The organism is Pseudomonas sp. ZY71 (genome assembly GCF_036542145.1).
Classification (GTDB): domain Bacteria; phylum Pseudomonadota; class Gammaproteobacteria; order Pseudomonadales; family Pseudomonadaceae; genus Aquipseudomonas; species Aquipseudomonas koreensis_A.
In genome coordinates, this window is the sequence record NZ_CP144274.1 from 5,737,858 (window position 1) to 5,750,553 (window position 12,696).

Below are 12,696 nucleotides of genomic sequence, written 5' to 3' on the forward strand. Positions count from 1 at the left end.
AAACCAAATGCCTGCGAGCATGGCCCAAACCTCATACGAGGAGGACACCATGAGTCGCGCATTCGTCAACGAAGACAACGCCGCCGCACAAGCCGATCAGCCGGTCGAACGGCAGGTCAGCGCGCAGCCCAATTACGTCACGGCGCAAGGGCTGGCGCAGTTGCAGGCGAAAGTCGCCGAACTGCAAACCCTGCATGCCGAACAATCGGCCAAAGGTGAGCAGGCCGACAAACAACGGTTGGCGGATCTGGAAAGGGATTTGCGTTATTTCAATCAGCGCCTGAGCAGCGCACAAGTCGCGGTTGCCGCCACATCCACCGACAAGGTGCAGATCGGCAGTTGGGTGACCTACGCCGACGAACACGACACCGAACGTCGGGTGCAACTGGTCGGCGAAGATCAGGCCGATGCCGGCAAAGGCCTGATCAATTGGGGCTCACCGCTGGGCCGGGCGCTACTCGGTGCCCGGCTCAATGACGAGGTGCTGTGGCAGCGCCCCGCCGGCGATCAAATCATCGAAGTGATCCGCATCGAACCGGCTTAAACCACACCCTGCGCCAACATCGCGTCGGCGACTTTGACGAAGCCGGCGATGTTCGCGCCTTTGACGTAGTTGATCCGCCCGTTCTCTTCGCCGTAATGCACGCAAGCGTGGTGGATCGACTGCATGATCGCGTGCAGCTTGCTATCGACCTCACCTGCCGTCCACAGCAGACGCATGGCGTTCTGCGACATCTCCAGACCGCTCACCGCCACGCCGCCGGCGTTGGACGCCTTGCCCGGGGCAAACAGAATCCCGGCCTCGATAAAGATATCCACAGCCTCCAGCGTGGTCGGCATGTTCGCGCCTTCGGCTACGCACACGCAGCCATTGCGCAGCAGCGTGCGGGCAGATTCGGCATCGAGTTCGTTCTGCGTGGCGCACGGCAGCGCGATGTCGCACGGCAAAGACCACGGCAACTGAGCGGCGCGGAATTCCAGACCGAATGCTGCGGCCAATTCGCTGATGCGTCCGCGTTTGACGTTTTTCAGTTCCAACAGTGCCAGCCACTGCTCTTCGCTGAGCCCGGCTTCGCAGTACAGCGTGCCCTCCGAGTCGGACAAGGAAATCACCTTGCCGCCGAGATCCATGACTTTGCGCGCGGCGTATTGCGCCACGTTGCCGGAACCGGAGATCGCCACACGCTTGCCTTCAACGGTCTGCTCGCGGCGCTTGAGCATATCCTCAGCGAAGTACACGCAGCCGAAACCGGTGGCTTCCGGACGAATCAGGCTGCCGCCGTAGGTCATGCCTTTACCGGTGAGGACGCTGGTGAACTGGTTGCTCAGGCGTTTGTACTGGCCGAACAGGAAACCGATCTCGCGCGCACCAACGCCGATATCACCGGCCGGCACGTCAACGTCGGCGCCGATGTGGCGGTACAACTCGCTCATGAACGCCTGGCAGAACCGCATGACTTCAGCGTCGCTCTTGCCCTTCGGATCGAAGTCGGAACCGCCCTTGCCGCCGCCCATGGGCAGCGAGGTCAGGGAGTTTTTGAAGGTCTGTTCGAAGGCGAGGAATTTCAGCACGCCCATATTGACCGAAGGATGGAAGCGCAAGCCGCCCTTGTACGGGCCGATGGCGCTGTTCATCTGGATGCGGAAACCGCGATTGACCTGGACCTTGCCCTGATCGTCGACCCATGACACGCGGAACACCACGGCACGCTCCGGTTCGCAGATGCGCTCCAGAATCCCCGAGGTCAGGTAATGCGGATTGGCCTCTAGAAACGGCCACAGACTGCGCAAGACTTCTTCGACGGCCTGGTGGAATTCGGGTTGATCCGGGTCGCGTTTTTTCAGGTGGGCGAGGAAGGATTCGACGGATTCGATCATGGGAAAAGTCTCGGCAAATTTATTGTCGTTGGAGGAGATTGGGCCGGACTGTAACAAACGAAATGCGCACAGGAACAGAGCAAAATGTCGCAGTTATGAAATTAAATGGTGCACAGGATATAAATAAGGCGATTTTTTGAGCTTGTTTTGCACCTGAATGGGGAGTCTGGTTTCAAGAAATGCACCACCAGTTATACAGCTATCGCGAGCAGGCTCACTCCTACAGGGGGGACGCATTTCAAAGGTAGGAGTGAGCCTGCTCGCGATGGCCGCACCTCGGTTCCGCTGACAAAAACCTGGCAAAAAAAACGGAGCCCGAAGGCTCCGCTCTTTCATGCAACCAACCCGATATCAGGCCAGTTTCTTGTGACGTACCCGGTGTGGCTGGGCAGCCGCTTCGCCGAGGCGTTTCTTGCGATCGGCTTCGTACTCGGTGTAGTTACCTTCGAAGAAGATCGCTTGCGAGTCGTCTTCGTACGCCAGGATGTGCGTCGCCACACGGTCAAGGAACCACCGATCGTGAGAGATCACAATGGCGGCGCCCGGGAAGTCCAGCAGGGCTTCTTCCAGCGAACGCAGGGTTTCCACGTCGAGGTCGTTGGACGGTTCGTCGAGCAGCAGGACGTTACCGCCCTCCTTCAGGGTCAGCGCCAGGTGCAGACGACCGCGCTCACCACCGGACAGGTCCTTGACGAACTTCTGCTGGTCGCCGCCCTTGAAGTTGAAGCGACCGACGTAGGTACGCGACGGGATCTCGTAGTTGCCGATGCGGATCTGGTCGGAACCGTCGGAGATTTGCTGGAACACAGTCTTGCTGCCATCCAGGTCATCGCGGCTCTGATCGACGCATGCAAGTTGCACGGTTTCGCCGACTTCGATGCTGCCCGAATCCGGTGTTTCCTTGCCCATCAACATGCGGAACAGAGTCGATTTACCGGCACCGTTACCGCCGATCACGCCAACGATGGCGCCTTTCGGCATCGCGAACGACAGGTTGTCGATCAGCACGCGATCGCCGTAGCCCTTGGTGACGTTCTTGAATTCGATGACCTTGTCGCCCAGACGTGGACCGGCCGGGATGTAGATCTCGTTGGTTTCGCTGCGCTTCTGGAATTCCTGCGATTGCATTTCTTCGAAGCGTTGCAGACGAGCCTTGGATTTCGACTGGCGGGCTTTCGCGCCTTTGCGCACCCACTCCAGTTCTTCCTTCATGGCTTTTTCGTGGGCCGACTGTTGCTTGGATTCGGCGGCCAGACGATCGGACTTGGCTTCGAGCCAACCCGAGTAGTTGCCTTCGTACGGGATGCCCGCGCCGCGGTCGAGTTCCAGAATCCAGCCAGCGACGTTGTCGAGGAAGTAACGGTCGTGCGTGATCGCTACCACGGTGCCCGGGAAGTCGTGCAGGAAGTGCTCCAGCCACGCAACGGAATCGGCGTCCAAGTGGTTGGTCGGTTCGTCGAGCAGCAGCATGTCCGGCGCGGACAGCAGCAGGCGGCACAGGGCCACACGACGTTTTTCACCACCAGAGAGGAACTCGACCTTGGCGTCCCAGGCCGGCAGACGCAGTGCGTCGGCGGCGACTTCCAGTTGACGATCGAGGTTGTGACCGTCGCTGGCTTGCAGGATCGCTTCGAGCTTGGCTTGCTCGGCAGCCAGTTTGTCGAAGTCGGCGTCTTCTTCAGCGTAAGCCGCGTAGACCTCGTCCAAGCGCGCCTGGGCGTTCTTGATCACGCTGACCGCTTCCTCGACCACTTCACGCACGGTCTTGGTCGGATCAAGTTGTGGCTCTTGCGGCAGATAACCGATGTTCAACTCCGGCATCGGACGGGCTTCGCCCTCGAACTCGGTGTCGACGCCGGCCATGATTTTCAGCAGCGTGGACTTACCCGAACCGTTGAGGCCGAGTACGCCGATCTTGGCGCCGGGGAAGAAGGACAGCGAAATGTTTTTGAGAATTTCCCGCTTCGGCGGAACAACTTTGCCCAGCCGATGCATGGTGAAGACGTATTGAGCCATGGAGAACCTTGGGTCAGTGACAGATGAATGATTGCAGCGCAGGCGAAGCCCGGCCAGACCATGCGCGTCGTTCACTTGATGGTTATCAATGCGTGCGCGCTGAAAAAGTCTGAGTCTAGGAGCTGGAACGCTCCCGCGTAACCGGCAAAGCTACCTGATTGATGAAAGGCAGTCCAGCCGCGCGGGGCTGGCACTTCGCCACGACTCAAGGCATGCTAGCCGCCCTTTGGGCGTCCGGCTTATAGTGCACGTCGCGCCAGTCCAGCCAAACCGCAGGATTACAGCTTGTCCAATGTCACTCCGCCAGCTTCTGTGAGCAGCACCCCACCGGCGCCCGGCTCGTCCCTGCGCGGTACATTAAAGGGTGCGCTGGCGACACTCGTGCTTTTGTTGCTCGCCTTGTTGTTCTGGCAACTGCTCGATCAACTGCGCGAAACCCAGAAAAACCAGCGTCAGTACACCATCGATTACACCGCTGACCTCGCCTCGCAGGTCAGCCTGAACATGGCGCTGAACGCGCAAATCGCCCTCAATCTGCTACCGATCGTCGAACAGCCGCAATCAGCCGACGAACAGCAGGCGCTGCTGCGCAAGCTCCAGCAATCCTTGCCTGACCTGCGCAGCCTGGCCCTGCTCACCCCTTCCGGAAAAATCATCAGCGACAGTGCCGACAACAGCCACGACGCCGATTACCTGAGCGAACTGGTGCGCCGCAGCCGTGCACAGGCGCATTACTTCAGCAACGCCGATGACGGTTCGGTGGTGCATCTGTTATTGCATCAGGCTAGCGGCAGCACGCGCGGTTATTGGGCGTTACGCCTGACCCCGACCTTCTTCGACTCGCTGACCAAACAGGGCGAAACCGGCATCCGCCCGTTGTGGCTGGTAGAAAACCGCGTCAATCATCAGATCATCAGCCGCGACGAAGCGCAGCCTTCGGCCAGGCCCGGCGTCTTGAGTCCGGACGACATGGCCAACACCGTGCTGACCGTGCCGCTAAGCAGCAGCGACTGGCAGTTGCGTGGCCTGTTCGACCGTCAGCGCGTGCTCGAAGAACTGCTGCCGGCGTTTATCGGCAAGTGCCTGTTGGGTCTGGCGTTCTCGCTGCTGCCGGTGATTGCGCTGTTGAACATGCGCCGTCGCCAGCGCCAGTTGCACGAAGGTCGTCGACGCTATCAGGACATTTTCGAAGGCACCGGCGTGGCCCTCTGTGTGCTTGATCTGTCCGGTTTGAAGCAGGTCTTCGACAAGGCGCAGATCCAGACCAGCGACCAGCTCAAGGCCTGGCTCGACCAACCGCAGCAACGCCAGCAACTGCTGCAGGAATTGCGCGTCACCGAGGTCAACCAGGTCGCATTGCAATTGCTCAACGTCAATTCCTGCGAGCACGCCTGGCAACTGTTGATCGACGGCCATCCACACCGCCAGTGCGCGATCGGCAATCAAGTGCTTGACGCCGTGTTGCAGCAACAAAAGCAGCTGGAACTGGAAATCAAACTGCCGGACATCAATGGCCGCGACCAGCACCTGTGGATGGTGTTGCGCCTGCCGACCGAGCAGCACGACTACAAAGCGGTGATCCTCAGCATAAACGACATCACCAGCCGCAAGCTGATCGAACTGTCGCTGCTCGAGCGCGAAGGCTTCTGGTCGGACGTGGTGCGCACCGTGCCGGATCACCTGTACGTGCAGGACGTGATCAGCCAGCGGATGATTTTCAGCAACCACCACCTCGGCCAGACCCTCGGCTACAACCGCACCGAACTGCACCAGATGGGCGAGTATTTCTGGGAGATCCTGCTGCACCCGGAAGATGCCGACTACTACCATCGCTCGCGGCAGATGCAGCGTCACGCCGGTTACAGTCAGTTGCTCCAGTGCCAGTTGCGTTTCCGCCATCGCGACGGCAAATGGCGGCGTTTCGATATTCGCGAACAGGCGCTGGCCCGCGATAAACACGATCAGGTCACGCGGATCATCGGCGTGGCCAAGGACATCACCGAACAGATCGAAGCCAGCGAATCCCTGCGCGACAGTGAGCAGCGTTATCGCATGCTCGCCGAAAGCATCAGCGACGTGATCTTCTCCACCGACAGCAAGCTCTCGCTGAACTACGTCAGCCCGTCGGTGCAAGCCGTGCTGGGCTACGACGCCGAATGGATTTTCCAGAACGGCTGGCAATCGACCATCGCCAACCCGCAACAACTGAGCGGCATCTACACGCTGATGGATCGGGTCAGCAAGGCGCTGGACAAACCCGAGCAACTGGCGGTGTTGCGCAATCAGGTGCAGACGCAAATGTTCCTGTTCGACTGCCTGCGCGCCGATGGCCGCAAGATCCCGATCGAGCTGCGTCTGGTGCTGGTGTGGGACGAACATGGCGCGTTCGAAGGCGTACTCGGTGTCGGTCGCGACATCAGTCAGCAACGCCGCGCCGAAAAAGACCTGCGCATGGCCGCCACGGTGTTCGAGCACTCGACCTCGGCGATCCTGATCACCGACCCGGCCGGCTACATCGTGCAAGCCAACGAAGCCTTCAGCCGCGTCAGCGGTTACGCCGTGAGCGAAGTGCTCGACCAGTTGCCGAACATGCTCACCGTTGATGAACAGCAGGACGCGCACCTGCGTTACGTGATCAAGCAATTGCACGAGCACAACACGTGGGAAGGCGAAGTCTGGATGAAGCGCCGCAACGGCGAGCATTACCCGGCGTGGGTCGGCATCACCGCGGTGCTCGACGACGAGGGTGATCTGGCCAGTTACGTGTGCTTCTTCAGCGACATCAGCGAGCGCAAGGCCAGCGAGCAGCGGATTCACCGCCTCGCCTACTACGACGCCTTGACGCATTTGCCGAACCGCACGCTGTTCCAGGATCGCCTGCACACCGCGCTGCAATCGGCCGAACGGCAGAAGTCGTGGGTGGTGCTGATGTTCCTCGACCTCGACCGTTTCAAACCGATCAACGACTCCCTCGGCCACGCCGCCGGCGACCGCATGTTGAAAGACATGGCCACGCGCCTGCTGGCCTGCGTCGATGATGACGACACCGTGGCGCGCATGGGCGGTGACGAATTCACGCTGCTGCTGCAACACCGCTCCAGCCGCGAAATGGCGTTGAACCGGGCGATTCATGTCGCCGAGCAGATCCTTGGCAGCCTGGTGCGACCGTTCGTGCTTGAAGGTCGCGAGTTCTTCGTCACCGCGAGTATCGGCATCGCCCTGAGCCCGCAGGACGGCAACGAACTCAGCCAGTTGATGAAGAACGCCGACACCGCGATGTACCACGCCAAGGAACGCGGCAAGAACAACTTCCAGTTCTATCAGGCCGACATGAACGCCAGTGCGCTGGAGCGTCTGGAACTGGAAAGCGATTTGCGCCACGCCTTGGAACAGAACGAATTCGTCCTGTATTACCAACCGCAATTCAGCGGCGACGGCAAGCGTCTGACCGGTGCTGAAGCGCTGTTGCGCTGGCGTCATCCACGCCGTGGACTGGTGCCGCCGGGAGATTTCATTCCGGTGCTGGAAGAGCTCGGGCTGGTGGTGGACGTTGGCGACTGGGTGATCAGCGAGGCGTGCCGCCAACTTAAGACCTGGCACCAGAACCGCGTGCGCGTGCCGAAGGTCTCGGTGAACATTTCTGCGCGGCAATTCTCCGATGGTCAGCTCGGCACACGGATCGCGACGATCCTGCGCGAAACCGGCCTGCCGCCGGCGTGCCTGGAGCTGGAACTGACCGAAAGTATCCTGATGCGTGAAGTCAGCGAAGCGATGCAGATTCTTGCCGGGCTGAAAAACCTTGGCCTGAGCATCGCGGTCGATGACTTCGGCACCGGCTACTCGTCGCTAAACTACCTCAAGCAATTCCCGATCGACGTGCTGAAGATCGACCGCACGTTTGTCGACGGTCTGCCGTCGGGTGAGCAGGATGCGCAGATTGCCCGAGCGATCATCGCCATGGCGCACAGCCTGAATCTGGCGGTGATCGCCGAAGGCGTGGAAACCCATGAGCAACTGGACTTCTTGCGCGAACATGGCTGCGATGAGGTTCAGGGCTATCTGTTCGGGCGGCCGATGCCGGCGGGGCGGTTCGAGGCGCAGTTCAGTAATGACGCGCTGTTCATGTTCGACTGAAGTCCTGCGGCGCGGCATTCGCGAGCAGGGTCGCTCCCACAAGGGATTGATGTCGGTCAGAAAATCGCGAGAGCACCTCGGTTACTGTGGGAGCGAGCCTGCTCGCGAAGAGGCCTTCAAAAGCACCGCACATCTGTCATGAACGCCACTTGTCTGCGACATGATGTCGTTTCATATGCCATCCAAAACCCATTGGGTTAGAATGCCCCCCTTTTCTGCCCCCGATCCTTGAGGACCGCCATGTTCAGCCGTGATTTGACTATTGCCAAGTACGACGCCGACCTTTTTGCCGCCATGGAGCAAGAAGCTCAGCGCCAGGAAGAACACATTGAGCTGATCGCTTCGGAAAACTACACCAGCCCAGCGGTGATGGAAGCTCAAGGCTCGGTCCTGACCAACAAGTACGCTGAAGGCTACCCAGGCAAGCGTTACTACGGTGGTTGCGAGTACGTCGACATCGTTGAGCAACTGGCCATCGACCGCGCCAAAGAGCTGTTCGGCGCCGATTACGCCAACGTTCAGCCGCACGCCGGTTCGCAAGCAAACGCCGCTGTTTACCTGGCCCTGCTGCAAGGTGGCGACACCATTCTGGGCATGAGCCTGGCCCACGGTGGTCACCTGACTCACGGCGCCAGCGTTTCCTCCTCCGGCAAACTGTACAACGCTGTGCAGTACGGCATCGACGCCAACGGCCTGATCGACTACGACGAAGTCGAGCGTCTGGCGGTTGAGCACAAGCCGAAAATGATCGTCGCCGGTTTCTCTGCCTACTCGCAGATTCTCGACTTCCCGCGCTTCCGCGCCATCGCTGACAAAGTCGGTGCTTACCTGTTCGTCGACATGGCTCACGTCGCCGGTCTGGTTGCCGCGGGTGTTTACCCGAACCCGGTACCTTTCGCTGACGTCGTGACCACCACCACGCACAAGACCCTGCGCGGTCCACGTGGCGGCCTGATCCTGGCGCGCGCCAACGCCGACATCGAGAAAAAGCTGAACTCCGCGGTATTCCCGGGCGCCCAAGGTGGCCCGCTGGAGCACGTGATTGCTGCCAAGGCGATCTGCTTCAAGGAAGCGCTGCAGCCTGAGTTCAAGGCCTACCAGGAACAAGTGGTGCTGAACGCCCAGGCCATGGCCGAAGTGTTCATCGAGCGCGGTTTCGACGTGGTTTCGGGCGGTACCAAGAACCACCTGTTCCTGCTGTCGCTGATCAAGCAGGACATCTCCGGTAAAGACGCTGACGCCGCTCTGGGCAAAGCGTTCATCACCGTGAACAAAAACTCCGTGCCAAACGATCCACGCTCGCCGTTCGTCACTTCCGGTCTGCGCTTCGGTACTCCGGCTGTGACCACTCGTGGCTTCAAGGTTGCAGAGTGCAAAGAGCTGGCCGGCTGGATCTGCGACATCCTGGCTGACCTGAACAACGAAGCGGTGATCGACGCCGTTCGTGAGAAAGTCAAAGCCATCTGCAAGAAACTGCCGGTATACGGCGCTTAATTGCGACGGTAAACCCGCAGCATGAAAAACCGGCCAAGTGATTGGCCGGTTTTTTTTCGCCTGAATTTTTTCAAACGCCTGAACCGCTCAAGAATGGGACTCACCGCACAACTGGTCAGACCGGTCATGCCAATTCATCAATTTTCACTTGCGATGTCTAAAAAACAGCGCCTAGACTGCACCCGCACTGGACATACCGGTAAGACCACAATAATTAAGTCCTGAATCTGAGCGTGCAAGCGCCAGCAGCCAGGACACCGACCAGGATTCCTCCCATGCTCAGATGGTGCTCGCGTTCAATCTTCCTCCAAGTAGTTCTCGGACTGGTGCTCGGCATCGTCTGCGGGCTGACCCTTCCTGAATACTCGGCCCAGCTCAAACCGCTCGGCGACGGCTTCATCAAACTGATCAAGATGCTCATCGGCCTCATCGTGTTCTGCGTAGTGGTCAGCGGCATCAGCGGCGCGGGCGATCTGAAGAAGGTCGGGCGCATCGGCCTGAAATCGGTGATCTACTTCGAAGTGTTGACAACCATCGCCCTGATCATCGGTCTGGTCTTCGCCTTCAGCACCGGTATTGGCAGCGGCGCGAATATTCATCTGGAGCAGCTGTCGACCGCCGACATGGGCGATCTCGCCGAACGCGGTCAGCACATGCACACCACCACGCAGTTCCTCATGGACCTGATCCCGACTTCAGTGATCGGCGCCTTCGCTGAAAACAACATTCTGCAGGTGCTGCTGTTTTCGGTACTGTTCGGCAGCGCGTTGAATCTGGTCGGCGAAGCGGCCTCCGGCATCTCGCGACTGATCAACGAACTGAGCCATGTGATCTTCCGGATCATGGGCATGATCGTGCGTCTGGCGCCGATCGGCGTGTTCGGCGCGATTGCCTTCACCACCAGCAAATATGGCCTCGATTCGCTGCAACACCTGGGCAGTCTGGTCGGTTTGTTCTACCTGACCTGCATCGCTTTCGTCAGCGTGATTCTCGGTCTGGTGATGCGCGCCTCCGGCCTGCGCATGTGGCCGCTGTTGAAGTATCTGCGTGAAGAACTGCTGATCGTCATGGGCACCGCCTCGTCCGACGCTGTGCTGCCGCAAATCATGCGCAAACTCGAACACCTCGGCATAGGCAGCTCGACCGTAGGGCTGGTGATTCCGACCGGGTACTCGTTCAACCTCGACGGTTTTTCGATCTACCTGACCCTGGCCATCGTGTTCATCGCCAACGCCACCGGCACGCCGCTGGCCATGACCGACCTGCTGACCATTCTGCTGGTGTCACTGATCACTTCCAAAGGCGCTCACGGTATTCCCGGCTCAGCGCTGGTGATTTTGGCGGCCACGCTGACAGCGATTCCGGCGATCCCGGTGGTCGGTCTGGTGCTGGTGTTGGCGGTGGACTGGTTCATGGGCATCGGCCGGGCACTGACCAACCTGATCGGCAACTGCGTCGCCACGGTTGCGATCGCCCGTTGGGAAAAAGACATCGACGTCCAACGCGCCAACAAAGTACTCAGCGGTCAGCAGGGCTACACCTTTCAGCCGCGTAAACCAGCAACTCCGGCGCACCAGCAGGAGTTCTGATTTCAACCCTATCGGCGCTGCCGCAAATGGCGATCTCTTGATCTCGGTTTGCGGTGCCCCTTTAGGCACATGGAGCGAGACAAGTGATTACCACATCAACCGTCGTCAACTCAGTCGTAGAAAAACTGCGCGCCGCATTGGCCCGAGGCCAGTGGCGCTCCGGCGAGATGCTGCCGGGCCAGCGTGAACTGGCCGAACAACTGGGCATCAGCCGGCCGAGCCTGCGTGAAGCGGTGATCGTTCTGGAAACCCTCGGCCTCGTCCGTTCGATGCCGGGCAAAGGCGTGGTCGTGCTCGACGCGCAAATCGGCGACAGCCAGAGCCACGACAGCGCAGTCGCCGGTGCCAGCCTCGAAGACGTGCTGCAACTGCGCTACACCCTTGAGCCGTTCATTGTCGGTCTGGTGGCGCAGTCGATCAGCAGCAAGGAAGTCGGCCAGTTGCGCCTGACCCTGATGGACATGCGCGAAGCCCTTGAGGCCGGCGACAGTGACGCCGGGGTCAGCGCCTACATCGCCTTCCACGAAGAGCTGTTCACCCTGACCTCGAATCCGATCTTCCAGAGCGTGGTGCAGCAAACCAGCAACGCCCTCAAGCAGAGCGCCGAAGTGCTGCGCAATTCACCGGAGCATCTGGCCGAGCGGCTGGAAGAAAACGAAGCGGTGGTCCGCGCGATCCGCAGCAAGAACAGCGCCCAGGCCAGCGCCGAAATGCGTCGGCACATTTTGCGCGAAGGTCAGCGCATGGGGATTGAGCTGAACATTCCGGATGACAACTTGAGTCGCTGATTTCTATTGGAGACAGGCCATGAACAGTTTCGCTTCACCGTCGCAAACCCACCCGACCACTGCGCCCCTGCCCTTCTCCCGCGTAAGAGTGCCGGCGGAGGATCTGTACCCGCGACTGTTCGACGCGATTCTCGAGCAGCGCATCGATCCGGCCAGCCGTTTCACCGAAGACAGTTTGAAAGAGATGTTCTGCGCCAGTCGTGCCGATGTGCGGCGGGTACTGACGCAGTTGTCGCTTGAGCAGGTCATTGTGCTGCGCGCCAATCATCGGCCGCGTGTGGCAGCTCCCGATCGGGAGCAGACGCGGCAGGCTCTGCATGCGCGGCGTCTGGCCGAAAACACCTTGGTGCGTCTGGCCTGCCAACGTCCGCAGGCGGAAGGGTTGAAACGCTTGCGCGGGTTGATCGAGCGCGAGCGTCAGGCGGTCGAGCAGGATCGGCGCGGGACGGCGATTCGCTTGTCGGGGGAGTTTCATCTGCACTTGGCGCAGATGGCGGGGAATGCACCGTTGGCGCATTTTCTCGGCAGTTTGGTGCCGCTGACGTCATTGGCGATTGCGCGAAGTTCGTCTCTGACGCACAGCTGTTGCGCTTGGCGGGAACATTTGGCGTTGGTTGAGGCAGTCGAGCGTGGCGATGCTTCCAAGGCTGGCATGCTGATGAATCAGCATCTGGATCATCTTGAGCAGACCCTGCTGGGTTCAGACCTTGAGCATTGTGTTGCAGGTTAGATTGCTATCGCGAGCAGGCTCACTCCTACATTTGAAACGCGTTCCCCTGTAGGAGTGAGCCTGCTCG

Annotated in this window: 8 protein-coding genes; 6 read left to right on the forward strand and 2 right to left on the reverse strand. The window is 60.0% G+C overall.

Translation table 11 applies throughout. The annotated features are described in order from the left end of the window. Positions 1–49 precede the first annotated feature (49 nt). Complete coding sequence (locus tag VY732_RS25465; RefSeq protein ID WP_331692443.1) at positions 50–544, forward strand: GreA/GreB family elongation factor; 495 nt, start codon at positions 50–52, stop codon at positions 542–544. Here the strand turns inward: VY732_RS25465 and gdhA are convergent. Both gdhA and ettA read right to left on the reverse strand, forming a co-directional pair. Then, positions 541–1,878: an NADP-specific glutamate dehydrogenase gene (gene gdhA / locus VY732_RS25470; protein WP_331692445.1), complete on the reverse strand. Its 1,338-nt coding sequence runs from the start codon at positions 1,876–1,878 to the stop codon at positions 541–543. The two genes, VY732_RS25465 and gdhA, sit on opposite strands and share 4 nt — an antisense overlap. Positions 1,879–2,229: 351 nt before the next feature. After that, positions 2,230–3,894 (reverse strand): energy-dependent translational throttle protein EttA, encoded by a 1,665-nt coding sequence (gene ettA, locus VY732_RS25475; RefSeq protein ID WP_077574610.1) that lies wholly within the window; start codon positions 3,892–3,894, stop codon positions 2,230–2,232. 285 nt (positions 3,895–4,179) lie between these two features. Between ettA and morA the strand changes: the two genes are divergently transcribed. The 5 genes from morA to VY732_RS25500 all read left to right on the forward strand — a co-directional run bounded on the left by morA (position 4,180) and on the right by VY732_RS25500 (position 12,629). Then, positions 4,180–8,028 (forward strand): cyclic di-GMP receptor MorA, encoded by a 3,849-nt coding sequence (gene morA, locus VY732_RS25480; protein WP_123593204.1) that lies wholly within the window; start codon positions 4,180–4,182, stop codon positions 8,026–8,028. Positions 8,029–8,268: 240 nt separating this feature from the next. Beyond that, positions 8,269–9,522 carry a serine hydroxymethyltransferase gene (glyA, locus tag VY732_RS25485; RefSeq protein WP_077574612.1) on the forward strand — a complete coding sequence of 418 codons (1,254 nt, stop codon included), beginning with the start codon at positions 8,269–8,271 and terminating at the stop codon, positions 9,520–9,522. Between the two features lie 275 nt (positions 9,523–9,797). Next, positions 9,798–11,111, forward strand: coding sequence for a C4-dicarboxylate transporter DctA (locus VY732_RS25490; RefSeq protein WP_331692448.1), 1,314 nt, complete (start codon positions 9,798–9,800; stop codon positions 11,109–11,111). Between the two features lie 83 nt (positions 11,112–11,194). After that, positions 11,195–11,899 (forward strand): FadR/GntR family transcriptional regulator, encoded by a 705-nt coding sequence (locus tag VY732_RS25495; protein WP_331692450.1) that lies wholly within the window; start codon positions 11,195–11,197, stop codon positions 11,897–11,899. Positions 11,900–11,918: 19 nt separating this feature from the next. Beyond that, positions 11,919–12,629, forward strand: a complete 711-nt coding sequence (locus tag VY732_RS25500) for a GntR family transcriptional regulator (protein ID WP_331692451.1) — start codon at positions 11,919–11,921, stop codon at positions 12,627–12,629. Positions 12,630–12,696: the final 67 nt, after the last annotated feature.